Genomic DNA, 25,329 nt, shown 5'->3' on the forward strand with positions numbered 1-25,329 from the left:
TAGGGAGCAGGCCCTTGGCAAAGCAAGGAAAACCGCTGCTGCGTTGCAGTATTTCTTGGCGCAAGAAAATTGCGAATGCGGCGGCTATGCTGTTATTTTTTATGCCTTTTAGCTGTATGTTTGCGCTGGGCCTCTCTTCGCGGGGCGAAACAGCTTCAAATTAATCCTGAAAATGGCAGGTTACCCTTCCGCTATTCCGGGAGGCGGACCGGCACTTCACCCTTTCACCGTGCTGCAGCAATAAGATAGCGTGGCGGCATGACAAGCTCTCCCCGATTCATTCACCTGCGCACCCATACCGAGTATTCCCTGCTGGAAGGCGCCCTGCGGCTGAAAAAGCTGCCGGACCTGTGCAAGAAGCACGAGATGCCCGCGATTGCGGTGACGGACACCAACAACCTGTTTTCGGCGCTGGAGTTTTCAGTGTCGGCGAGCGGTGCCGGGGTGCAGCCGATCATCGGCTGCCAGGTGGATTTGCGGTTCACCGAACCGGCACCGGGTGAGCGGCCCAAACCGCCGGCGCCGCTGGTGCTGCTGGCGCAGAGCGAGGCGGGCTATGAGCATCTGATGAAGCTCAATTCCTGTCTGTACATGCGTGAAGGCGGGGAGCTGCCGCATGTTACGCTGGAGGAGCTGGCGGAGCATTCTGAGGGGGTTATCTGCCTCAGCGGCGGGCCGGACGGACCGGTGGGGCGGCTGCTGCAATTGGGCCAGCGCCCGGCGGCGCAAGAGCTGATGCAGCGGCTGAAGATGATTTTCCCGAACCGGCTGTATGTGGAATTGCAGCGCCACCCGGGCGAGCACGGCCAGCCGGAAGCGGAGAAGCAGACCGAACGCGGCCATGTGGAGATGGCCTATGCCATGGACCTGCCGCTGGTTGCCACCAATGACGTCTATTTTCCTAACACGCAAATGTATGAGGCCCACGACGCGATGATCTGCATCGCCGAGGGCGCCTATGTCGATCAGGCCGAACCGCGCCGCCGGCTGACCGCGCAGCATTACTTCAAGAGCCAGGAGGAAATGGTCGCGCTGTTTGCCGACCTGCCAGAGGCGCTTGAGAATACGGTGGAGATTGCCAAGCGCTGCGCCTTCATGGCGTACCGGCGCGATCCGATCCTGCCGAAGTTCGCTGACGACGAGGTGGCCGAGCTGCGCCGCATCGCCAACGAGGGCCTGCAACAGCGCCTGGCGGTGATCCCGCATGCGGTGAGCATGGAGGACTATCAGGAACGGCTCGATTTCGAGCTGGGCATCATCGAGGGCATGGGGTTTCCCGGCTATTTCCTGATCGTTGCCGACTTCATCCAATGGGCCAAGGATCACGACATCCCGGTGGGGCCGGGGCGGGGCTCCGGTGCGGGCTCTCTGGTGGCCTATGCGCTTACGATTACCGACCTTGACCCGCTGCGCTACAGTCTGCTGTTTGAACGCTTCCTGAACCCGGAACGGGTGTCGATGCCCGACTTCGACATCGACTTCTGCATGGATCGCCGCGAGGAAGTGATCAAATACGTGCAGGAGAAGTATGGCCGCGACAAGGTGGGGCAGATCATCACCTTCGGTGCGCTGCTGTCCAAGGCGGCGGTGCGCGACATGGGGCGGGTCTTGCAGATGCCCTATGGCCAGGTGGACCGCTTGTCCAAGCTGATCCCGGTCGAGGGCGTGAAGCCGATGTCGATCGTGGATGCGCTGAAGGAAGAGCCGCGCCTCAGCGAGGAGGCCCGCAATGAGCCGGTGGTGGACCGCCTCCTGACCTATGGCCAGCAGGTCGAGGGGCTGTTGCGCTCGGCCGGCACCCACGCAGCAGGTGTGGTGATTGGTGACCGGCCGCTGGACGCGCTGGTGCCGCTCTACCGCGATCCGCGATCCGACATGCCGGCAACCCAGTTCAACATGAAATGGGTGGAGCAGGCGGGGCTGGTGAAGTTCGACTTCCTGGGCCTCAAGACACTGACGGTGATCCAGAACGCGATGGATCTGATCTTTCAGTCCGGGCGCGATCTGCATATCGGTGAGGACGGCACCCAGCTTTATGACCCGCCGGAGGGGGCGGAGAACCAGATCAACGCCATTCCGCTGGACGACAAGGTGACATACGACCTTTATTCGCGGGCCAAGACGGTGGCAGTGTTCCAGGTGGAATCCACTGGCATGATGGATGCCCTGAAGCGCATGAAGCCCAACTGCATCGAGGACATCGTGGCGCTGGTGGCGCTGTACCGGCCCGGTCCGATGGAGAACATCCCGACCTATTGCGAGGTGAAGAACGGGCTGAAGAAGATTCAGTCGGTGCATCCGCTGATCGATCATATCCTGGAGGAAACCCAGGGCATCATCGTCTATCAGGAACAGGTGATGCAGATTGCCCAGGTGATGGCCGGTTACTCGCTGGGCGGCGCCGATCTGCTGCGCAGGGCGATGGGCAAGAAGATCAAGGAGGCGATGGACGCCGAACGTCCGAAGTTTGAAAAGGGCGCGGCGGAAAACGGTGTGCCTGCCAAGAAGGCCTCTGAGGTCTTCGACCTTCTGGAGAAATTCGCCAACTACGGTTTCAACAAATCCCACGCGGCAGCTTATGCGGTGGTCAGCTACCAGACCGGCTGGCTGAAGGCGAACCATCCGGTGGAGTTCATGGGCGGCGTCATGAACTGCGATATCCATCTGACCGACAAGCTGGCGATCTATTTTGAAGAGGTGAAGAAAGGGCTGGGGCTGAAATATGTGCCGCCTTGCGTCAACCGCTCGATGGCGACGTTCAACGTGGTGAAGGGTGAGCTGGTCTATGCGCTGGGCGCGCTGAAGAACGTCGGTGTTGACGTGATGCGGCTGGTCACTGAGGCGCGCGATGAGGGCGGGCCGGAGAATGGTCAAGGGCGGGTATTTGTGAACCTGTTCGACTTCGCCCGCCGGGTGAACCTCAAAAGGGTTGGCAAGCGGCCCTTGGAGATGATGGCGCGGGCCGGCGCGTTTGATCAGCTGGACCCCAACCGCCGCCGGGTGTTTGAAAGCCTCGGCCCGTTGGTGGATTACTCCGCCGCCGTGCATGACCAGCGCAACTCCAGCCAGGTGTCGCTGTTCGGCGAGGCAGGTGAGGATCTGCCCGAGCCGCGGCTGCCATCGGTGCCGGACTGGCTGCCTGCCGAACGGCTGAGCGAGGAATTCAAGGCGATCGGCTTTTACCTGTCGGGCCACCCGCTGGACGATTACATGCCGGCGCTGAAGCGCAAGGATGTGATGACGCTGGACGAGGTCACCGCCAAGGCCGAGCGCGGCCCGTTCATGGCCAAGATGGGTGGCGTGGTCGCAGGGCGGCAGGAGCGCAAGTCAGCCCGCGGCAACCGTTTTGCCTTTGCCCAGTTGTCGGACCCGTCGGGCGCCTTTGAGGTCACGCTGTTTTCCGAAGTGCTGGAAAAATCCCGCGAGTTCCTTGAGACCGGCGCCAAAGTGGTGATCACCGCCGAAGCCACAATGGAAAGCGACCAGCTGAAACTGCTGGTCCGCTCGGTTGGTCCGGTGGATTCCGCCATTGCCGATGCCGGCCGCAGCTCCCTGCGGGTTTACTTAAGCGATGCGGCTGCCGTGGGCACCGTGGCGCAGGTGCTGGAGGACGCCAAATCCGCCGCCCGCAACGCCGCGCGCGGCGAGGTCTATATGTACCTGCAGGACCCCGCGCTGCCTGGGGACGTAGAGATGGACCTGGGTCAGGCGTTTCCGATCAACCCGCAGATCAAGGGTGCCTTGAAGTCGCTGGAAGGTGTGCTGGACGTGGAGGAGATTTGAGGGCGAGTTTTCAACCGCTTGTGACCTTGCTGTTATCCTCTTCAGGGATAGAGGATAACAGCATTCTGACGTTGCAGTGAGTGGCGCCGGCGTATGCGCTACGCAACGGACGTCATTTGGGGTTAATTCCACCCTAGCCAACCAGTGCTAAATTCCGGAATCCCTATTCCTTCCAAATTTAGCAGCTTCCATTCGTTCGCATTCGCGTCCGGGATATTGCTGATAATCCACTGGTAATTTTGCAGCAGTTTTTCTGGATCTGGTTTCAGCACATCAGGCAACTCGGAAAAGACCTCGCCCATTACCTGCTTGCTGAGCACAACAGTTTCCTGTGTGTAATCCTGAATGCTACCGTCGGGGTTTTCTTTGCTCCACTGGTTGTATGCCCAGTATTCGAATGCCACCGCCGTAATGGTTCCAATAGCGGGGACGGCGACGGCTACTCGGCGCACACGCCCCTTTATTCTTTCTTTTGAGATTGCCTGCGCAACCGCCTTCTTTTGCCGAGCCTCAGCCTGCGCCCGTGCTTTGGCAAGAGCAGCGCGTTCAAGTGCTTCAGCACGCGCACGTTCTTCAGCCACTGCTTGCTTGGTTTGCATTGTCTCTCTGGCCTTGGTTGCGGCTACTGCTGATGCCACTGCCGTAATTCGCCATATAGGTTGCAGAACAAAGTTCGTTACCCCAAGAACAATGTTTGCGAGAACGCTGATCACCAGCAGGAACCGCCAGGAGGTCCGCACAAGAAGGCTTATTGCTTGAAAAGTAGTAAGTAGAGGTTTCATCGCCTATCCTTTGGCCGCAGGAAGTGCATAAGTCTGACATTCCTATGGAAGACGGGAGATTGTGGCAACCTGCATACTTTTAAGGATAAATTCGAGTTCACGGCTATCCAGGCCCGGAATAACGGTGCGGAGCGCCCCGGGCCTGCGGCAGCCCGTTCCGGCGGGCTGGCGCAATGGTGAGGCAAAGTGCTCCGCCGGAAAATTTGTACGGACTTGGCCGGGATAAATTGCCCCGGACATCCGTTGTGGCGCCATCCCACGGGCTGCCGCAGGCCCGTTCATGGCGGGAGTGCAGTTAGGCCTCCTTGGGCACCGGGAGCTTGGCGACGTCCTTGAGCAGGCGGATGGCCTCCTTCACCTCCAGCCGCAGGGTCTTCAGGACTTTTTTCAGCAGTGATTTCACCTTTTTCACCGCGCCCAGGATGCCGGTCAGGTCGCGGATCCAGCGAAAGACCAGCTGCAGGACGGAGGCAAAGCGGCTGATCACCGACAGCGCGGTGTCGAGAACACCGAGCTCGTCCCAAATCTCGCGGATCCAGCTCCAAACCTGGCGGATCATCTCGACGTATTTGCGGATCACGGTTTTCAGGATGCGGATGACGCGGGTGCGGTCGGCGTTCTTGCGGATGGTGTCGAGGATGCGCTTGCCCAGTTTCACCAGGCTTTTCAGCACCTGTTCCACCCGGTCTATCAGCTTCAGGATGAACTGGGCGGCGGAGGTCACCTGTTTCACCGCGGTCTTGCCAACGGTTTTTGCCAGCGACTTGGCGCCGGAGATCAGGTTTTTCAGGAATTTGCTGAGCGGGGTGAGCAGGGCGCGGATGCGCTTCCAGACGGTTTTCAGGTAGTAGAGCATGCGGGCATGCAGCTTGCTGACGCCTTTTTCGACGAACTCCACCGGGTCGTTGGACGGTGCCATGGCCGTGTCCCCCAATCACTTGTCACAAAATACACAAGTGACAGCCTGCGCGGGGACGGCGCGGGGATCAAGGGAAACCGGCGGTTTGGGCTGCGGCCAGTGGTGCCGGGTCAGTAATGCGGCGGCCGCTCGTTGGCGAAGACCACGCCGCCGCCGCTGTCCTGCTGGCGCTCGGCCTCGCGCTGCATCAGCATGGCGACGCGGCGGGTGAGCGTGTCGATCTCTCGCTGCTGGCGGGCGATCACGTCGCTCATCTCCTCCACGCTGCGGGTCAGATGGGCGATTTGCTCTTCCAGGTGCTGCATGGTTCAGGCCTTTTATTTCGGATGCGCATAGATAGTCCTGTTGACGTCCAAGGTCCATGGTTCCTGCATAGAAACGAGGGCCGGGCGAACCATCGGAAATTGCGTCCTGCGGCATTGCCTCCCGCGGCTCCTTCTTGCTGTTGCGGCCCGCTTCCGCTAGACCGCCGGGCGAGTGAAACCGCTATCCGTGAGGAGGCCTCAGATGGCCAAAGTGAAGAAACAGCCCCGCCCCAAGGCGCAGACGCCGAAGGGGTTCCGTGATTATTTCGGTGCGGAGGTGACCCAGCGCAGCGAGATGCTGCGGGCCATCGCGGGTGTGTATCATCATTACGGGTTTGAGGCGCTTGAAAGCGCGGCGGTGGAAACCGTTGAGGCGCTGGGCAAGTTTCTGCCCGATGTGGACCGCCCGAACGAGGGAGTGTTTGCCTGGCAGGAAACCGAGGACGACGGAAACGGGGATTGGATGGCGCTGCGCTATGACCTGACAGCCCCTTTGGCGCGGGTCTATGCCCAGCACCGCAATGATCTGCCGACGCCTTACCGCCGCTATGCGATGGGGCCGGTCTGGCGCAATGAAAAGCCGGGGCCGGGCCGGTTCCGCCAGTTCTATCAGTGCGATGCGGATACCGTCGGTACCGCCTCGATGGCTGCCGATGCCGAGATCTGCGCGATGCTGTCCGACACGTTGGAGACCGTCGGCATTCCGCGCGGCGACTATCTGGTGCGTGTGAACAACCGCAAGGTTCTGAACGGCGTGCTGGAGGCGATGGGCCTGGGCGAGGGCGATGCCAAGCGCGACGACGTGCTGCGCACTATCGACAAGTTCGACAAGGTGGGCGAGGCCGGCGTGCGTGAGCTGCTGACCAAGGGTCGGCTGGATGCTTCGGGAGCCTTCATTGACGGGGTTGGCTTGTCAGGCGATCAGGCGGCGCCGGTGCTGGCCTTCCTGACCTCCAAGGCAGCAGACACGGCTGGCACCCTTGCTAACTTGCGTGCAGCTGTGGGTGACAGCAAGGCCGGCCAGGAGGGTATTTCCGAGCTGGAACAGATCAGCGAGCTGCTGGCGGCCGGCGGTTATGGCAAGGACCGGATCGAAATCGATCCCTCGGTTGTGCGCGGGCTTGGCTATTATACAGGTCCGGTGTTCGAGGCAGAGCTGACCTTTGAGATTTTCGACGAGAAAGGCCGCAAGCGGCAGTTCGGCTCGGTTGCGGGCGGCGGGCGCTATGACGGGCTGGTGAAGCGCTTTACCGGCCAGGAAGTGCCTGCGGTGGGTGTGTCTATTGGTGTCGACCGGCTGCTGGCTGCACTGCATGCCAAGGGACGGCTCTCGGCGGAAGCAACTGGCCCTGTGGTTGTCACCGTAATGGACCGCGACCGGATGGCAGATTACCAGGCGATGGTGGCGGAGCTGCGCACCGCGGGCATCCGGGCCGAAGTTTACCTGGGCAATCCCAAGAACTTCGGCAACCAGCTGAAATACGCGGACAAGCGAAACTCGCCTGTGGCGGTGATCGAAGGCGGCGACGAAAAGGCCAATGGCGTAGTGCAGATCAAGGACCTGATCCTAGGCGCCAAGATCGCCGAAAGCGCCACGCTGGAAGAGTGGAAGGAACGTCCAAGCCAGTTTGAGGTGCCGCGCATGGAATTGGTGGCCAAAGTGCGTGAAATCCTGGACGGGCAAGACTGATCATGGCTGTTCGATCAAAAATTCAGGCCCGCGCAGCTATGCTGCGGGTCCAGTTCGAGGCCGCAGGCGCGCAGGTCGTGGATACACCGCTCTTGCAGCCGGCCGGTACGTTGCTGGATCTTTACGGCGAGGACATCCGTGCCCGCGCCTATGTGACCACAGACGCGCTGCGTGGTGAGCAGATGCTGCGTCCGGATTTCACGGTTCCGGTGGTGGAGGCGCATATGCGCCATGGCGCCGAGCCTGCACGCTATACCTATTCGGGCGAGGTGTTCCGGCGCCAGGAGCTGGATCCGGACCGGCCCAATGAATATCTGCAGGTCGGCTATGAGGTGTTTGAGCGCAAAGACGCGGCGGCGGCGGATGCCGAAGTGTTTGCGCTGTTCGCGCTGCAGGTGCGCGGTCTGCCCCTGCGCGCGGCGACCGGCGATATCGGCATTCTTATGGCCGCGGTGCTGGGGCTGAACACCACGGAAAAACGCAAGGCGGCGCTGATGCGCCATATCTGGCGGCCGCGGCGGTTCCGGGCGTTGCTGGACCGGTTCGCAGGCCGGGCATCGGTGCCGGAGAACCGCAAGAAGCTGCTGGAGACCGAGGGCGATCTGACCGGGTCGGCGGTGGAGCTTGGCAAACGCCGCGCGGCAGAAGTGCAGGCGCGGGTTGACGCGCTGCGCGAAGATGCCAAGGCGCCGCCGATTGCCGAAAAAGAGCTGCTGGCGCTGGAAGCGTTGATGGCGGTGCGCGAAACGGTGCCTTATGCGGCGGAGCAGATGCGCGATATTGCGGTGGACTTGCCGCAAATAAACCTGGCCCTGGACCGCTTGGACGAACGCACAGCGGCGATGAAGGCACGCGGAGTGGATGTGGAAACTCTCGATTTCGAGGCCTCTTACGGGCGCACCTCGATGGAGTACTACGACGGATTTGTGTTCGGATTCTATGCCGAGGCGCGGCCCGATCTGCCGCCCATTGCCAGCGGCGGGCGCTATGATGCGCTGACCCGGCGGCTGGGGGACGGTGAAGAAATCCCGGCGGTGGGCGGTGTGCTGCGCCCGGACCTGATGCTGGAGCTTGAGGAGGTGCGCGCATGAGCTTGAAGCTGGGGGTGCCGTCCAAGGGGCGGCTGATGGAAAAGACCATTGACTGGTTCGCCAAGCGCGGCGTGACCCTGTCGCGCACCGGCTCCGACCGGGAATATGCCGGCGCGGTCGAGGGCGTGTCGAATATGGAGCTGGTGCTGCTGTCGGCGGGGGAGATCCCGCGCGAGCTGGCGGCGGGGCGGATCCATCTGGGCGTCACCGGCACAGATCTTGTGCAGGAGAAGCTGCCGCGGTTCGAACAGCAGGTGGAAAGCCTGGCCGAACTGGGTTTTGGCCATGCCGACCTGATCCTGGCGGTGCCGCAGTTTTGGATCGATGTGGATACGCTGGATGATCTGGATGCAGTGGCCTCGGCGTTCCGGACGGAGCACGGTCACCGGTTGCGGATTGCGACCAAGTACCACCGGCTGGTGCGGGAATTCCTGACCGATGCCGGGGTGGCGGATTACAAGCTGGTGGACAGCCAGGGTGCGACTGAGGGCACGGTGAAGAACGAAACCGCCGAGATGGTGGCCGACATCACTTCGACCGGCGAGACGCTGCGCGCCAACCATCTGAAACTGCTGGCGGACGGGCTGGTGCTGAAGTCGCAGGCGACGCTGTGGCGCAGCCGGGTGGCGAAATACGGTGCCTATGAGAAGGCCGCGCTGAACACGCTGCTGGATCTGCTGGAACACCGGAACTAAGCGATACAGTCCGCGCGCAAGCTCGGGCGGCGCCCAACGCCTGAAGGGCATCTGTGATGCCCGTTAAGGGGGCGGGAGCCCCTCTTTCTGAATCTGAAATGTGTTGCGAGCCGGTGTGCTCCCGCCCGAAGCGGGCTGCATCCAAGATGCCTCCGCTTCGGGCGGGCCGGGCACCGGGCTGACGCCCGGCGCTGGCGAGGCACGCCGCGGGGGGGTGCGGTTGGCCTCAGATAACCCCGATGTCCGCCAGCGCTTGCGAGAGTTCCAGCGGCAGCGGTTCTTCCTTTTGCTTGCCCGCGGGCAGGTCGGCGGGAGAGTCTTCGGTCTTCAGATAGCGCCAGCCCTGGAATGGGCGTTTCGGCGCGGTGAGGGTACGGTGCAGTTCAGTGTCCAATATGATGGCGCAGCGGCGGATGCCGTCTTCGCCAGTGACCTCATCCATGCGCAGCACGCGCTGGCGGCATTGGATCAGCCCCTTGATCACCCAGTAGATTGAGCCGCCGTTGAGAATCTCAGCTTCGCGCTTGGGCCACATACGGGTGACGTGGCGTGGCAGGCCCTCCGGCAGGTCCCGGCGGCGCATCTCCTGCCAGGCCATCAGGCTTTCGACACTTTCGGTGCCAACCGAAAGCTTCACAAGGTTCACGCGTTTATCCACAGGTTCCCCACAGAGTCGTCCAGAGCTTCAACTTTATATTGTAGCTCGACGGCTTCCGAGGGCAAGGTCTTGTGTCTTGGAGGGTGCGCCTGCTGATAAAAAATGCTAAGATTGTCCTAAACGCCGTTGAGGCAGCGCGCCGCAGCGGCTATCCAGACCGCCACTCAACAACCACGACCGACCATAGGGATTCGCCATATGAGCCGCTTTGCCGCCCCCATCGCCGAGCAGATCTGGGATATGAAATACCGTTTCAAGCAGGCCGATGGCACGCCGATCGACGTCACCGTCGAGGACAGCTGGCGGCGAATCGCGCGCGATCTGGCGCGGGCGGAACAGGCGCCGGATGCCTGGGAAGAGAAGTTCTTTGCCGCGTTGGAAGACTTCAAATACCTGCCCGCAGGCCGCATCACTGCAGGCGCTGGCACTGCGCGCCAGGTGACCCTGTTCAACTGCTTTGTGATGGGCACCGTGCCGGACAGCATGTCGGGGATTTTCGACATGCTGAAGGAGGCAGCGCTGACCATGCAGCAGGGCGGCGGCATCGGCTATGACTTCTCGACTATCCGGCCGCGCGGCGCCGATGTGAAGGGCGTGGCGGCGGATGCCTCTGGGCCGTTGTCGTTCATGGATGTATGGGACGCGATGTGCCGTACTATCATGTCGGCGGGCTCGCGCCGCGGCGCGATGATGGCGACCATGCGCTGCGACCACCCGGATATCGAGCACTTCATCACTGCGAAATCTGACTCCGCCCGCCTGCGCATGTTCAACATGTCGGTGCTGGTCACCGATGATTTCATGGATGCGGTTAAGGCGGACGGCTCCTGGGAACTGGTATTTGACGGCAAGGTCTATCACACCGTGCAGGCGCGGGATCTGTGGAACAAGATCATGCAGGCGACCTATGATTACGCCGAGCCGGGCGTGATCTTCATTGACCGTATCAACAAGGCAAACAACCTCTCCTATATCGAGAACATCTGCGCCACCAACCCTTGCGGCGAGCAGCCGCTGCCGCCCTATGGCGCCTGCCTCTTGGGCTCGGTCAACATGGCGCGGTTGGTGGCCAATCCGTTCGAGAAAGACGCGCATCTGGACCAGGAGGCGATGCAGGAGCTGGTCGCCACGGCCGTTCGGATGATGGACAACGTGGTCGACGTCTCCAAGTTTCCGCTGGAGGCGCAGGCGCAGGAAGCCAAGAACAAGCGCCGGATCGGTCTGGGCGTCACCGGCCTGGCGGATGCGCTCTTGATGCTGGGTCTGGAATACGGTTCTGACGAGGCGGCGCGTCAGACCGACAAATGGCTGCACGCGATCGCCCGCGCCGCCTATCTGGCGTCGGTGGACCTGGCCAAGGAAAAGGGCGCCTTCCCGCTGTTCGACGCCGAGGCCTACCTGAACTCCGGCAATATGCTGAACATGGATGAGGACGTGCGCGACGCGATCCGCGAGCACGGTATTCGCAACGCGCTGCTGACCTCGATCGCGCCGACCGGCACCATCTCTCTGTACGCGGGCAATGTGTCTTCGGGGATCGAGCCAGTGTTTGCTTATGCATACACCCGCAAGGTGCTGCAAAAGGATGGCAGCCGCACCGAGGAGGAAGTGGTCGACTACGCGGTGCAGATGTACCGCGAGAAATTCGGTGCCGACGCCAAACTGCCGGAGTATTTCGTGAATGCGCAGACGCTGCCGCCCGCGGCACATGTGAAAATGCAGGCGGCGGCACAGAAGTGGATCGACTCGTCGATCTCTAAGACCATCAACTGTCCGGAAGACATCTCCTTTGATGACTTCAAGGACGTCTATATGCAGGCCTGGGATCAGGGCTGCAAAGGTTGCACCACCTACCGCCCCAACGATGTGACTGGCTCGGTCCTGTCGGTGAGCGAAAGTGCTGACACTGCGCCCGGCGAGACCGCGCAGGCGCCGCATGAAAGCGACAGCGCGGAAGTGGTCTATATGTCCGAGCCGCTGGACCGCCCGCAGTCGCTGGAAGGCCATACCTACAAGCTGAAGTGGCCGGACAGCGAGCACGCGATCTATCTGACCATCAACGATATCATCATCAACGGCCACCGCCGCCCGTTCGAGGTCTTCATCAACTCCAAGAACATGGAGCATTACGCCTGGACGCTGGCGCTGACCCGGATGATCTCGGCCGTGTTCCGCCGCGGCGGCGATGTGTCCTTTGTCGTTGAGGAGCTGAAAGCGGTGTTCGACCCGCGTGGTGGCGCCTGGGTGCAGGGAAAGTACATCCCGTCGATCCTGGCGGCGATCGGCGGCGTGATCGAGACCCACATGATCAAGACCGGTTTCCTGGAAGGCGAGGGAATGGGCCTGAAATCCGACCCGCAGGCGCAGGTGGTGAACCTGAACGCTCCGCGCGGCAAGGCCTGCCCGAGCTGCGGCCAGTTCGACATGCAGATGATCGAAGGCTGCATGACCTGCCGCAGCTGCGGTCATTCGAAGTGTGGCTGAATAGAGGTAGGACTGTTGTAGCTGAAAGCTATTCTTGGCCATTTCCCATAGGTTTTTGGCCATTTTGAAAGCAATTACAGGCCACCGGAAATTATCCCGGTGGCCTTTTCTTTCTGTAGTGAAGGTGGTTCCGGCAGGCGGATTTTCAAAACAGAATCTAAAAAAAAACGACTTAACACGCGCTGCCTTGCAAGGGGACACCCTCGGTGCGTGTCAGTAAAGTGCTGGGCGACGTGAAATGGTAGCTTGGACGACGAACCGCATCCTGGAAGCCTGCGGGGCGCGAGGTGGGGGCGATGCCTGAGAAACAACGGAACAGGGCCACGGCATTGCCGTAGCCCTGTTTGTGGCCTATCTGAAGTTGCCCGCCGGAGTCTTACGGGGGGCACAGTTTGAGCGGAAACTGGTCTGCGCGCAGGGTGCTAAGCATGGGCAAAGAAACGAGGTTCCCCATCGGAAACACCCTTACGGAAGACGTCCGAGGGCAGCTCGAGCCGCAATTCGATCGCTCACTGGCCGGGCGTGACCCCGCATTGCGTTCAGGCAGTCGATCAGAACTTCAACTTTGCGCCCGATTTCCGTCCCACCAACGCTGTATGCTTCACCTTCTTCAGTATGATGCACCACCGGCGCACCGCCAACATCTCTGAGCAAAACCTCGAGCCGCTGCACCAGATCATCCACGTTATCAAGTTTGTGGGGCATAAACAGGTCATCCACGGAGAACTTGCCGATGCCATCGATAGTAAAACGAAGTGATAGTGGCAGAGCCTCGCGCACGGGGGAAAGCGCAGCTCGCAGTCGGCGCTGGCAAGCGATTGCTTTGGCAGCGGACTTTTCGACATCGATATGGTTGGGCTTCAAAAGCACAGTGGTTCTCCTCTTCGCGGTGCCGGCCAGGTCCGGCACGTCAAGCTGGCGCGCTGCGGCGCCAGGTAATCTTGGGCGTCGTTTGCCTACGCTCACGACCGCGCCTCACGGAGGCCGTCGAGCAAGAGGCAGATTTCGTCGACGACTGGGTCCGTGGGATCAATCAAGGCGAAATGTTCCGCTTCGACCCGGTCGGGATCATGAACATGCTCGAGGCTAAGGAGGTCCTCGAGTGCATCCAGTTCGCGGCAAATTCGCGGGGTCATGGATGGCGTTAAACACAGGTCATCAACAAGACGCTGAACGCGCGCTTCGGCGGCGGGCCCACCCAGAAGCGCCGTTGCGGAGCAAAGGGCAGCGGCATTGGCCACGATAAATGCGGTGTGGGGCGTTGCGGAAAGGAAGTCACGAGGCATGAGCCATCTCCTTGTGTGTGCTGACCCAAAAGTGGCCAGCGTCAAGATCCCCACGCCGCAGTTGGCGCTTCAACAAGGAGATTGGCTGTTTATGGAGAAGCCGAAGGAAATTTTCCGGAATTTTTCCGTGAGTGCTTGCTTCGAACCCTGCCGAGCAGAAGAAGGCTAATCGAATAATGTTTTTGTAAGGAGGGGCCGAAAGCCGAATTTCGCCGCTCGGGCGAAACACGACCTCGCTCCACACTCAGAGCAGACATAGCTTAAAGTGCTGGATGCAGAGACTTCGCTGATCTACGCATCTTTGACACGTGTACGAACAAGTTGTATCGCTCCACTGCTGGTAGAGGATGAACTTGGATGCACACCAAAGTATTCTGCGTGTTTGAAGGCGGAGGGGCGAAAGGTGTTGCGCACGTTGGGGCGCTTCGAGCCATCGAGAACGTCGATGAGTACGAAGTTAAGGGATTCGCTGGAACTTCGGCGGGTGCAATTGTCGCAGCGCTCGCCGCTGTCGGCTGGTCCTCCTACGAGCTGGTAACGCAGCATGATGACGGGAGAATCGAGAGCCAAGCGCTTCAGGCGATCGGCAATGAAGGCGTAACGTCACTGGCCGCGCTTTTTGGAGATGAGTGGAAGAAGCTCCAGCGGCTCGGCGGTAAAGATAGCTCTGAGGCTCTCGGAGCAGGTTGGCTTAGGAAAACGCGGAATAAGTGGCTAATAATTCTGCTCTTCCTGGCTGTGTGGCCGCTGTTCTACCACGTTGGACGTTGGACTGCCGGGGAGATGACGGGATGGGCCAGGTTCGCAGTAGAGCTGCTCGCCTTGACTGCGTGGCTCGGCTACTTCAGTCTCTGGGCGTGGGTCTTGTGCACTCTTCGCAGGCTATGGACCCGTTTCCGGGGCGTAGCGGACATGGCACCGGTCATTCAGGTTCTCGACAAGCTTTTCAAGGCAAAAATCACCCCGAAGGACGATAGGGTCACCTTCCGGGATGTGCGGGAGCAAAGCGGCCACGATCTGAAGATAGTTGCTGCGAATATTCACTCGGGCGCTATGACTCTATTCGATGCCGCTGGAACCCCAGACGTCGCGATAGCCGATGCAGTGGCCGCATCTGCCTGCATCCCGGTGGCGTTTTCCCCTGTTGAAATCGAAGGGGAGCAATTTTGTGATGGCGGGATCGTTTCAAACCTTCCGGCCTGGACGTTCGATGATGAGCGACTGCTTGATGACGAGTGTTTGGTCGTTACCTGCGAGCTTTTGGACGGGAACGCCGGTAATATCGAGGGTAACGAAATCCGAGCGCTGGAAGGAGCTCAGATGCTGCTTCAAATGGCTCGTACCGCTGCTTTTGGCGGCGCCGCTTTGAACACACGCGGGCTCCAGCACCACATCCGGATACCTATGGAGCCGGATGTAGGGATCTTGGAGTTCGACAAGACCGAGAAGCATCTGAAGGCGGTGGATGACGCAGAGAAGGTCGCTTCGCTCAGGATCGATAGCTACCGCTTTGAACAGGAAAGCTTGGCCGAAATCTATGGCGCTGTTCGCGACTATCTTCACAAGTATGGCATTACCTGTTGCAGGCTGCGAGCTGCGTTGGTGCGTGAGGTCAAGCTCGTGGATCGCCCTCCCGCCGCCTATACGCTCTGGTGCAATGAAGGGTTTGAGGGGTACCGGGATAGTCGCCTGCTGTTACCCATTGGAGAGTCGCTGGTAGGACGCAGCGTGCAAGATCGCTGTGCGTGTAGTATGGACCTTACAGATCCTTCTGAACACAGGCTTTATCACCGGCTGGACCGGCGACCGGCTGGTTCACGGCTGTTGCCGGATGATCGTAAATGGGTGGTTGTTGTCCCATTCAACCGTTGGCCGACAGGCTCGGATAGCGACTCTCCCGAGCACATTTCTGTTGCGGCGACGTTAGATGGAGATGTCCCCCTGCCGGGCAACTTGAGCGATCATCTTGAGGAACTGCGGAACATTGTGGACAAGAACGGGGTTTTTACCCCATATTAGCACTCAAGATGCGAGGTTGTGCCTCGCGAGGGGAACTGCGATGCCTACAAGGAAAGTGAAGAAATATTCTGTCAAGCCGCGGGCAGACGGTCTGAGCTTGAAGGAACGCTATCAGCAGTTCCGGAAAGCCAAGGCTCAAGCTGTCCGAGAGATTGAACAGCATGATCGAAAGATGGCAGCCTCTGCGCGACGTCTGCTTTCGGTTCGTCGCGAGAATGAGTTTGCGGCGCAAGACTGAAGCTGCCGCCCTTACACTGCGAGCAGCTTAGGCAGCAAACCAAACAACGCAGGACGCAAAGCGCTGATCCATGGGAGACGGCCTTTAGACTTCTCCCAGCATCTTGCCGACCGGCTGATCAAGGCTTCTGCCGAGGTTTGGCAGGCGGCTCGCGACATCTTCCAAGCATAATGCAAACGCGGCCTGGGCCTTGATCACTGCGACTTCTTTAATTGTCGAGCCATTGTGAACGATCTCTCCCCGAGCTTCCATAATCGACCTGACCGCGTCGACGTAGTCATCGATGCCATGCTTTCCCTTAAGGCAGATACGAATCCGTTTACGGACCCGAGCAGAGACGCCTGGAGCATACGCATCTGTCAGGAGCGTTTCAAAGGCGACAGCGAGTGCCACGACCGCTTCATCATCCGTTACACGGGCACTGAAAGACTGCCGATACCAATCCAACGCTGTGACGACACGAGCATATACCTTGCTTCTGACGCGATCCTTGCTGGTGGTGTTGACGTGCTCAAGATGACCGATTTCGACGAGCTTGAGGGCTTGCGTCAAACGCCGCTGAGCATCGCGCATGAAGGATAGCCGCAGCGTATCCGCACCGAGGGAAAGCGTTAGGTCGGATAGGCGCGCCAGATCGAGCGCAGCCAGATTCATAGGTACACGTCGCAAGTCCACTGCTTCGGATTTCTTCTTTCGAGCCTCGCCTATTAAGTAATGGTGGATATCAAGAGTTTCCCAGTTATTGACGCGCGCCGTTGTGTTAAAGTCACTGACTTTTTCGCCGCGATCAGCAGCGAGCGCATATAACATAGCAGTGAGCGCCGAAGAGATTCTGATCTTGAGGGTGTAGATGAACTGGTTTTCAAAATAGGCACCGGTATGGGAGGCCAGCTTTACCATCATGAGCGGATTACTGGTCATCCAATCCATTGTCCCAGCCCGGGTATGATGGGCGAGATCGGAAGCGTCGATCTTGCCCGAGACCCCAAGCCTCGAAGCCATCTTCGAGAGGAGCTTATGCGTTGAACCGAAGTCGTTTGTTTGCGGCGCGAGGCACACATCCATGCTCCGAAGGTGCAGAAATGCATCTGCATCGCCCACCCACTGAAAAGGGGTCGCGGTGCCGATCCCGAACCCATGAAGCGGATAGAGGACAAAGCCGGGTTTGCCTGCGTTTGATGTCGTCAGGAAAGAAAGAACATCTTGAACAATCCCGCCAGGCCGGTTCTTTGCCGCTTGAAAAACGAGTTCGTCGACAATCGACACGCCCACATAAACTTCAGCTTTCCAGAGCTCACGCGCCAATGCGGCTCGAATGATCATTAAGTTATGTGAAAGACCTCTAAAAGTTCTTTCATCGAGAACGTCTTCCCCACGGAACACAAAATGTTCCAGCGTATCGAAAGCGGTCAGTTCATTATGCTTGCGCCCCAGAAATGTCTCGGCATTACTGATGGCCTTACTGGCGGGCGCCTGTACGTCTTTCAGAGCCATTTGTCCGCGACCCGGTAAAATTCCTTCGGAAATACTCTCATACCAAGAATTTGGGCTCCGGCCCATGTTCGTATCGGGGTCCATTCGCAAGCGCCTTTTGCCTCTCACGCGTATGCTTCTCGACTAACCGCTTCAAATCGGCAAGATCGTCATCGGTCAGTTTCCCCGAGAGCGCGATGCGGCGCAGTGCGTCCCGCTGCCAAAGCGGACGCCCCTCCTGTGTCGACCAATTCAACAGCTCTTCAAATGCCATATCAAAAACTCTCGTAGCAATTGGACCGCACCACTCCGAACCCCACTGAAGCAGAATATCTTGATCGTTACTTCATTCCAGCGTGTGCTGCCAAACAAGAGCAAAAGGCTTCTTGACTTGGAAGAACGCCACAACATCTTATCTTGCGCTTCACTGATACGATCAATGAGGTCACCAAAGGACTGCATCTGGTCTTGTTCACAAAGGTGTTTTCTGCGTGTTTCATTGGCTGAGTGTTAGCCTCCAGATGTCTGCTTTTCCTCTTCACGCCTTGATCATTTTCGCTTGCAGCGAACCACAGCTGCCCGCCCGTCACGCCAAGGACCCAGCGCAGTACGCGCCCTGGACGAACGTCCGCACCTGGCAACCTATGGTTCCCACGGTATGCCGACCGGAGGTAGACTTTGGAGGTCCGGACTTACCCGGTTTATTCGGATGCACGTTCGCTCAGGCGATAATCGCCTCGAGTTTTGATCCCAGTGGTTGGAAGTTCGCCGCCGTTGCCAAAAAAATTGTGGCCAAGTTCAATGATGCGATGGATTCTGATTGGGCGGAAGGAAGAACTGTAATCGAGGCAAGTGGAAGCAAAATCGAGTTCCTGTGTGGTTGCAACCCAGCACAACGGCGTCGGCCAGAAGAACTCAACTTCTGATTTATATTTCTTCAATCTTTACATAACGGATTAATCAGTCGGGGTGCTCCCGTTTTCAGGTGGCTCAGGCTGAATATGGAACGCTCTAATCTCTGCGTTTGTCAGTCTCGTGTTGAAGTTCGTAAATGAGCTCTTCGCAGATTGCGTCCGTGGCATTTTTCGCGAACTGAGCTTTAGCAACCCAATCGGTCTTATTTTTCGCCTCCGAGTTGGACCAGCGAACGAGGGTCAATAGGAGCTCTGCGTCTTCATCCAGCAGTGAACTACTTTTCGCTGCGAGGAGTGAATTTCTTTCGCTTTCAGGGATCGCTCGAGCCGCCAGGTCGAAGGCAACCCTCTGGAGTTCCTCAAATGACTCCCTGAGCTCTTGGGCCGCCCGAAACCAATTATCCGATTCTTTTTCGTCCGAGTGAGAGTCACTTTTTGGCGGGCTCAGTCTCTCCCATCGGTTTCGGCGCAGCAGTTGCAATAAACTTTCTGAACGGCCAAAGCGAGCGAGCCGCCGACTGTGCCCGGCTCTATGCTTCCAAAGCTCAATAATGGCATTTCTGCATTCGCGTTCTGCTTCGGGTTTGCCGGGCCCTGTTGTATTTTCGGCACGGTACATTAGGTCGGCAATGTGATGTGCCATCCATCGATCAAGCGTGTCAGCGTCATCGAGTTCCAGTTCTTTGATCAATGCTGTTCCCAAGGTGAGAATAGATTTCTCAGCTACGCGCATTTTGTGCTTCCAATCAACTTTACCCAGGTGCGTTCCTGGCGATTTTCTTTTTCAACTGAATTAATGCCATGCCCATAGAAGTGTTGAACCCTGATCTCACTTAAGACAGCCATGTTGGTCTTCTGAATAACATCTTCGACAAAGCTCGATGTCGCAATAAGACGGTCGCCATTGTTTTCTTCGCGTTCCCCATATCGCTCGCCTTCAGCCCAGCACTGGCGCTCCATAGAGACCTCTGCGCGGTGTCCGAACCATTTCAATCCGGACTTGTCCCTCTGAAGGTCGAGGCGGTCTGTGATGAATTCAGCGGGCATGATAAGCGAGGTCCGAAGGTCCCCTGCCCACGGATCAGTAGAGTCGATGTCTCCGTCGGGATCGGCTTCGTTGATCCACCCTCGCAGAACAAATCCAATATGGTTGATTTCGGAAATGCCGTCCGCGGCAGGAATGCAGTAATCGTGGACGCTTCCTACAGTTCTCAACGCTCTCACGAGAGCTGGAGCACTCTCTTGGTTCACCAGAGCCGTCCGAACCTCAACGTTTCTACGAAGCTGGCCGGAAACAGAAGTCCACCTTCCCCACAGCACCACTCCGCCAGCATTCTCCATAAACTGCCATGGATCTATGGTGCCGATTTCTTCGAGCCATGCTTTCTTTGAGAGTTCGCTGTTCACAACTGCATCCGGGGGTGTCGCACGGCGTCGATCTGCACGCCATTTGCCATTCTCCCCGGCGAAGCTGGTCTTGCAGCGCACGAGATATGAGGGTGTGAAGTAGTCGTGCTCGCTTGATCCTGAGCTGGCACGATCCAACAATTTGCCAGTGAGCTTCATAACACCGTGACGGCTCAGATATGCCGACCAGGTGTCACTACGTTTGGAGCGCGGGTTTTGGTAGTCATCCGGGCGGATGATGCCCAGTTCCCTACGCGGGTCATTGAATAGGACTTTTCCACTCGCACTCGTTGCAAGCTCATGCATGATCGGTAGAACGCGTCGCTCAGCTTCGTCTTCAGATATCGAGAACGCTGTTCCCAACGGACGGAGAAGCGTGTCGCGACTTTCATAGTCGAAGTACAATCGCTTCACCTGTTCGTGCGGTGGTGTTCTGGTATCGTCTACGTCGATCGCGCCTTTCCCGGTACGATCCTCGTTGATAGTTGTGAGCCTTTCGGTTTCGGAGATATCGAGAGCGATGCACCCAGCCTCGTGCATAGCCAGAAGAATCTTTGCCGCACGCCCCCTATTAGCCACATGGTGCTCCCCCGGTGCCGCCATTTCAAAAAGCCACTTCTTCGCCGCGAAAAGACGTTCTGGGGAATCAAGCGCAACCCGTTCGAGTGCGATTAATAGCCACTCGTTTGCATGCAGACGGTAGAACGGCAGTCGGGCATCTTGAAATGCCGACGCTTCGCCCCGCTTTGCATACGCAACCAGTTTTTCCAGATAGCTATCATCGCACCATTCCAGGACCCGTCTGGTTGCATGCGTAGCCCTCCATCTGCGACTGGGGTCTGGCGAGCCGAGCGCGGACCACAGAAACCCAATTGCGCTATCCGTAGCGGTGCTTGGCGGCTCAAGAGAAGTGCTCCATGGGCCATCACCATCCTCCGCCTCCATCGCAAAATCCATTTGCTCCAAAGCAAACTCGAGAACTTCGGCTGCATCAACAGGTTCAATCGAGCGGGCGGCCAAGGCTGACAGGTGGAAAAAATCGCCAGAATACAAAGGGTCGTCAAACTCACTAATCACCTTCAATACGTGGCGGGCGAGCTCTCCTGCGGAGATCCCGGCTGTTTTGGCCAGGTCGCTAAATGGGTTGCCTTCATACCAACCCCAAAGTCCTGGACGAAATGGATCGATCTCGAAAGAGCGAAGAACAAGTGCTTTCATTGCTGGCAAAAAGGAGGCTCTGCCGCACCAACTCTCCGGAACTCGTGCCAGTAGCTCGCGGAGTTCCCAATATCCGAAATCAATAAGAGTCGAAACGGAGGCAAGAAACCTGGCTTCTTTGCCAGCAGGTACAAGTGGAACCAAGATATCCCAAGTGTTCTTCCGACCGATCGATTTTTCCTCGTTGATCCTCGCCCTTGCCGTCTGAAGATCTTCTGGATCGGTCAAGTTAAGGTCAGCTAAAGTTTCCTGCCAATTATGCTCAGGTTTGTCTCGATCTTCATTTTGTGGAGAGAAGTACCGGTCCGCATTTCGCGCTTTAGCTGATTGAATTGCTGCTTCAATCCAGTCGAATTTAATGCCGAGTTCACCAGCCTTCTTGTTCACAAACTTGAGCTGAGTGTGGCTCGGAGCCGAAGTGGAAAGGTAACGGATCACCAACTCCTTGAAGGCGTCGACACAACCCGCAGTTAGGCCTGCTTCAATAGCGCCTTTGGCTCCGTGCCCATGAGCGGGGAACATTGCCAGTAACAAATCACCTTTGATGTGCCCCGATCTCCAGAGTTCGTCCAAGGCATAGTGGATTTCCCGGTCGACCGCGCCGAACTCACGGTCAGCCCATCTGGATGCAATTGCGAGGACTGACCTGGGGGACAACCGGCTCAATACCCGCATCGTTCTTTCCCAGTCGAGGTAGGAGTATTTTGCCATGTGCTCGTAAGTTGGCTCTGCAAATCGAGCAAGCTTATAGGCGAGTTTAGGGGCCTCCGAGGGTTCGCTTCCTGCGTGCTGGCCTATGGAAAGGATTGTGTTCCAACGGTCGTGGTTTTCTTCCCCGAGCATCTCCGCCTCTTTCGCGGCGAGATTAAAGAGGGCCTTGGCCTCTTCGAGACTAATACCCAGCACTGCCCGGGCCATCGAAACATACACCTCGACCCTACTTTCCGCTCCTTCTCTCCATTTGGCATAGCAGTCTGTCGAGAGGCGGCACAGATCCAGTGCGAATCCGTGTAGTTCCGTTCGTTGGGAAAGAAGGCGCACCAACCGCAGCGCGGTGTTAGGCTTGAGGACCTGCTTTTCTTTATGCCGGTGCCAACTTTCAGCGTGTCCCCAGACCTCCGTTGAAGCATTGAGGAGAGTAAGTATCTCGGCCTTCAGGACGCTGACTTCATCAAAGGTATCGTCACGACGCTCGAAGTAGCCGCCTTTTGCTTTTGCGGCCTCTTTTGTGGTCTCTTCGACTTTATCCGACAACTCACTTGGAGATATCCGGCCAAGAATGGAATTTGCCCAAAGCCGGTACCACGGAATTAACGAGCCAGCAGTTCGCCGACGATCATCAGTTCGATCTACACTTGTCTTCCTCGTTTCCTTTTTCAACAGACGACCAACCGTCAATGGGCGCCCGTTTAGTGCTGCTCGTAGCGCAAACCCTCGTAGTAGAGTACATCTGGTTCCGTAGGCTTCGTGCCAGTGCCCCGAGATTTCGTGATCCAAATGCTTGGGTAAGTATCGGCTAAGGAGTCTCGAAACTTCTTTCCGAGGCAAGGCTCGCGCGCGTATCGCGGCAACGCAAATAGAGACAATTGCTGAGAGATACGGGCTCTCTCGAAAATCGCTGAGATTGTCGTCCCCTAAAGTTCCCAAATCGACACGCTCGCTCGAAAGTATTCGAGCGAGGCGAGCAATCTGTCCTTTGTCGGGAAACCTATTGACCCGAAGCATCTCGAGATTGACTGCGGAGGCAAGGAAAACGTCGTTTCCAGCAGCACTTAGAAGCGCATCCAAATCGTCGATCCGACCTGCATCGGCGAGACGTGACGCGACTACGCGCCCGAAGTTGAACGAAATACTGCGCGGGGTCCAACTCCGCAGAAACCTCGCGCACCGGTCGGCACCGTCTAATTGGAAGATTGCCCATGCCATCTCAGTGATCTCATTGTCAAAGTTTACACGATCAAAGGATGTATTCTCGTTTTCTCTTCGCTTCTCTAAGTGATCATCCAGCCAATTGTTGGCAGCATACAACCGGCTGAACGCGTCACCTCGAAACTGTTCATATCCTGCAAAAAGAGCGGCCTGGTATGCGTTGTCAGAACCAAACCATTCCCCGCCTCCGATTTTTCTGTTAGCGACCAAGTCAGCGGTTTGAGCGGGTTCCAAGAATACCGACGCAATGTCGGGGTTCGACGAAATTACGCTAAGCTGCCGGTCTTCCGCGGCGGCGAGACCGGCAGCTTTGAAAGCAAGTTTTGCAGCATCAGAATAACGTTTCGCGCGGAGCGCAGCTTGCACTGACGTACGCAATCTTTGAAGCTGAATCTCACGACGAGAGACGTCGCCTCCTTCGGGAAGCCCCCCATCGGAAAGGTTCATTTCGATTAATTCGTCAAGTTGCCCGGAAGCGAGAAGAAGCCGCGGCAAAGTGATGGAGGCATAGATGCTCGTTTTCGAAAGAGAACGCACGACATTTGCAAGCTGCCGAGAGTTGTCCGTCGTTGGGAGAAACCGCGTTTGAAACCAATGCTCAGTTGGCTCGTCGATGAACTGCACAGCCTCGTCGTTGATAACGAGTGCTTTCCCGAGTTCACTTGAAAACGTCCGAACAAAATGAACTGAGGCACCAGAGACGGCAGCCAGAACTTCGACCGGTATGAATGGTCTAAGGACCGCCAAAGCCTCACACATTCTATCGATAGTCTGTTTCTCCTCTGCACCCGCCGCGTCTCTGGCAACCGAAATTGCCTGTTCAAGGATAGCCTCGATTGCTTCTTGAACAGTGCGCGGCAACGGGCCAAGCCGGTCGAGAACCTGATTCAGCGAACCAGTTCCTTCCAAAGCTTTGTACTGCAAACGCGGGTTTGCTGACGTCAGACGGTGAAATGAACTAACAGCCGCATCGTTTGCGTCGGGAAACCTATTTCGCAAGTAGGCGCCAGTCTCAATTTCGGAAAACGAGTCAAGGGGTAATTCTCTTGTTCGAGGCGACGGAGGTGGATCGAGGAGGTGCTTTCGTTCTGGTCTTGTGGTGAGGACGACCTTGACACCTTTGGGCCATTCCATGCGGAGCATACTTCTCGGGAAGCTTGCAGCATGGCCATTTTCACGTGCAGCAATTTCTGCGTTGTCGGCAGCGTCAATGACAAGCAATATCACCGCCCCTTGCGAGGCCTGCACTACGCTGGCCGCTGCCTGTTTCAAGCGTGCCTCAAACACTCTCGCGTAGGCCTCACCGGTTGCTTTTGGTGATGGAATAATGGGGTCACACAATCCTTGAAACGCGAGTTCATTCGCCATTTGTACGAACCCGTGCCGAGGTTCATGGCGAAGGCGAGAAATTTGCCGATAGCTACCACTCGCAAAGCAATCGAACAGAACTGAGACGCTCCCTTCCGGTAAGAAACGGTGCAAAGCCGCAGCTGCAACGGATTTTCCACTCCCGCCTTCAGCTTCCAGTAGGATCGGGACATCGCTCTCGACGATTTTTTGGGTAATTTCCTCGAAAACCGTTCTTGCAATGAAGTCTTCAGGTGTGTCCAATTCCGTCGGTGCGGGGAGGAGATCGTGTTCCAAGCAATCCATTATGCGAAGAACATCATTTCGATCGATCACAAGATCTGGCTGGTCAGGTTTGGCGGCCTTGTTTGCTACCATTTCCACCAGCCGAATTGGAACATCTCTATCGACGTCAGGTAGGTATGACCGAGAATCTTCCTGAAGTAATTTGGATTGGGTGGCCAGTGACGGGGTCGATGGGAGGAGCTTAACCCGTTCTGCAAAGCGCTTTATTTGCTTCGCATTCAGGGGAAGTTTTTCTCGAAAGTAGTCTGCGTTTTTAGAGGTTTCTCCGGATTGGAGTTCCGTAAGAGCAGTGACGACCAACTCTGAAATAGGCCTATTGGTTTCAAATTGAAATTCGTGCTTCAATCCGCACTTTGATAACGTTTCTTCACGCTCTGCACTTGGAAACCGTTTTGCGTAACCGATGAGTGTTTTTACTAAATCACTCGCTGTCATTTCCTTGTCAGGCGCCGTTAAAGAATGTTTGAACTGCCTGTAGACAATCTTTTCGGCTTCTTGACCCGCATCGCCGTGGTAGAGAGCCAGATCAATAACGTCCTCCCCGCCGGTACTTACATCGTCCGGTGACGTTCCTTCGACGACCACTTTCTGAAGTCTTGATCCTGGCCTTAGCATTTCCAGGCACAATCGCGCGGTCCTCACATAGTGGTAGCGGTCTCCCGCCCGGCTTGGTGCTTGCTTGTTGAAGAAGGAAATTTCTTTTGAGGAATTCATAGTTTTCTTAACTGGTTGGGCGACAAGCCCCATCCGACGTTATCCGGACAAGTACTCGTTGAATGGTCGCA

General features: G+C 57.6%; 17 protein-coding genes. 8 read left to right on the top strand and 9 right to left on the bottom strand.

Going from position 1 to position 25,329, the window contains the following annotated elements:
- Nucleotides 1-14 precede the first annotated feature (14 nt).
- Both AQUI_RS30810 and dnaE read left to right on the top strand, forming a co-directional pair.
- Nucleotides 15-164, top strand: a complete 150-nt coding sequence (locus AQUI_RS30810) for a hypothetical protein (RefSeq protein WP_156916840.1) — start codon at nt 15-17, stop codon at nt 162-164.
- Between the two features lie 94 nt (nt 165-258).
- The gene (gene dnaE, locus AQUI_RS0115070) at nt 259-3,783 is read left to right on the top strand and encodes a DNA polymerase III subunit alpha (protein ID WP_027258243.1); all 3,525 of its coding nucleotides are present in this window, start codon (nt 259-261) and stop codon (nt 3,781-3,783) included.
- Nucleotides 3,784-3,905: 122 nt separating this feature from the next.
- Here dnaE and AQUI_RS0115075 read toward each other — a convergent pair whose 3' ends face one another.
- The 3 genes from AQUI_RS0115075 to AQUI_RS0115085 all read right to left on the bottom strand — a co-directional run bounded on the left by AQUI_RS0115075 (nt 3,906) and on the right by AQUI_RS0115085 (nt 5,789).
- Nucleotides 3,906-4,565, bottom strand: a complete 660-nt coding sequence (locus AQUI_RS0115075) for a hypothetical protein (protein WP_027258244.1) — start codon at nt 4,563-4,565, stop codon at nt 3,906-3,908.
- A gap of 295 nt (nt 4,566-4,860) precedes the next feature.
- Nucleotides 4,861-5,484: a hypothetical protein gene (locus AQUI_RS0115080; RefSeq protein WP_027258245.1), complete on the bottom strand. Its 624-nt coding sequence runs from the start codon at nt 5,482-5,484 to the stop codon at nt 4,861-4,863.
- Nucleotides 5,485-5,594: 110 nt separating this feature from the next.
- Nucleotides 5,595-5,789 carry a SlyX family protein gene (locus tag AQUI_RS0115085; protein ID WP_027258246.1) on the bottom strand — a complete coding sequence of 65 codons (195 nt, stop codon included), beginning with the start codon at nt 5,787-5,789 and terminating at the stop codon, nt 5,595-5,597.
- 202 nt (nt 5,790-5,991) lie between these two features.
- On the opposite strand from AQUI_RS0115085, the gene hisS reads away from it, so the two are divergent.
- The 3 genes from hisS to hisG are packed head-to-tail and all read left to right on the top strand — an operon-like array spanning nt 5,992 to nt 9,265.
- Nucleotides 5,992-7,479: a histidine--tRNA ligase gene (gene hisS / locus AQUI_RS0115090; protein WP_027258247.1), complete on the top strand. Its 1,488-nt coding sequence runs from the start codon at nt 5,992-5,994 to the stop codon at nt 7,477-7,479.
- A 2-nt stretch (nt 7,480-7,481) separates the two neighbouring features.
- Complete coding sequence (locus AQUI_RS0115095; RefSeq protein WP_027258248.1) at nt 7,482-8,570, top strand: ATP phosphoribosyltransferase regulatory subunit; 1,089 nt, start codon at nt 7,482-7,484, stop codon at nt 8,568-8,570.
- Nucleotides 8,567-9,265: an ATP phosphoribosyltransferase gene (gene hisG, locus AQUI_RS0115100; protein ID WP_027258249.1), complete on the top strand. Its 699-nt coding sequence runs from the start codon at nt 8,567-8,569 to the stop codon at nt 9,263-9,265. Before AQUI_RS0115095 ends, hisG begins: the two co-directional genes overlap by 4 nt.
- A 226-nt stretch (nt 9,266-9,491) precedes the next feature.
- Here the strand turns inward: hisG and AQUI_RS0115105 are convergent, their stop codons facing one another.
- On the bottom strand, nt 9,492-9,923 hold the full coding sequence (locus AQUI_RS0115105) for a DUF1489 family protein (protein ID WP_027258250.1): 432 nt from the start codon (nt 9,921-9,923) through the stop codon (nt 9,492-9,494).
- Nucleotides 9,924-10,121: 198 nt separating this feature from the next.
- Between AQUI_RS0115105 and AQUI_RS0115110 the strand changes: the two genes are divergently transcribed.
- Nucleotides 10,122-12,407 (top strand): adenosylcobalamin-dependent ribonucleoside-diphosphate reductase, encoded by a 2,286-nt coding sequence (locus AQUI_RS0115110; protein WP_027258251.1) that lies wholly within the window; start codon nt 10,122-10,124, stop codon nt 12,405-12,407.
- A gap of 465 nt (nt 12,408-12,872) precedes the next feature.
- On the opposite strand, the gene AQUI_RS30815 is transcribed toward AQUI_RS0115110, so the two are convergent.
- The gene (locus tag AQUI_RS30815; protein ID WP_156916841.1) at nt 12,873-13,277 is read right to left on the bottom strand and encodes a hypothetical protein; all 405 of its coding nucleotides are present in this window, start codon (nt 13,275-13,277) and stop codon (nt 12,873-12,875) included.
- A 92-nt stretch (nt 13,278-13,369) separates the two neighbouring features.
- Entirely contained in the window at nt 13,370-13,693 is a 324-nt protein-coding gene (locus AQUI_RS28110; RefSeq protein WP_051371910.1) for a hypothetical protein, read from the bottom strand.
- Here AQUI_RS28110 and AQUI_RS30820 point away from each other — a divergent pair.
- Both AQUI_RS30820 and AQUI_RS0115130 read left to right on the top strand, forming a co-directional pair.
- Nucleotides 13,692-13,862 (top strand): hypothetical protein, encoded by a 171-nt coding sequence (locus AQUI_RS30820; RefSeq protein ID WP_156916842.1) that lies wholly within the window; start codon nt 13,692-13,694, stop codon nt 13,860-13,862. The two genes, AQUI_RS28110 and AQUI_RS30820, sit on opposite strands and share 2 nt — an antisense overlap.
- 188 nt (nt 13,863-14,050) lie before the next feature.
- A complete protein-coding gene (locus AQUI_RS0115130; RefSeq protein WP_027258253.1) occupies nt 14,051-15,712 on the top strand; it encodes a patatin-like phospholipase family protein in 1,662 nt (553 codons plus the stop codon).
- A gap of 322 nt (nt 15,713-16,034) precedes the next feature.
- Here the strand turns inward: AQUI_RS0115130 and AQUI_RS31540 are convergent, their stop codons facing one another.
- The 3 genes from AQUI_RS31540 to AQUI_RS0115160 all read right to left on the bottom strand — a co-directional run bounded on the left by AQUI_RS31540 (nt 16,035) and on the right by AQUI_RS0115160 (nt 25,291).
- Nucleotides 16,035-17,528: a HEPN domain-containing protein gene (locus AQUI_RS31540; RefSeq protein ID WP_211236026.1), complete on the bottom strand. Its 1,494-nt coding sequence runs from the start codon at nt 17,526-17,528 to the stop codon at nt 16,035-16,037.
- A 906-nt stretch (nt 17,529-18,434) separates the two neighbouring features.
- Nucleotides 18,435-19,070, bottom strand: a complete 636-nt coding sequence (locus AQUI_RS29320; protein ID WP_027258257.1) for a hypothetical protein — start codon at nt 19,068-19,070, stop codon at nt 18,435-18,437.
- Entirely contained in the window at nt 19,061-25,291 is a 6,231-nt protein-coding gene (locus AQUI_RS0115160; protein ID WP_156916843.1) for a P-loop NTPase family protein, read from the bottom strand. The genes AQUI_RS29320 and AQUI_RS0115160 overlap by 10 nt, the downstream gene beginning before the upstream one ends.
- Between the last annotated feature and the right edge of the window lie 38 nt (nt 25,292-25,329).

This window comes from Leisingera aquimarina DSM 24565, from assembly GCF_000473165.1.
GTDB classification, from domain to species: Bacteria; Pseudomonadota; Alphaproteobacteria; order Rhodobacterales; family Rhodobacteraceae; genus Leisingera; species Leisingera aquimarina.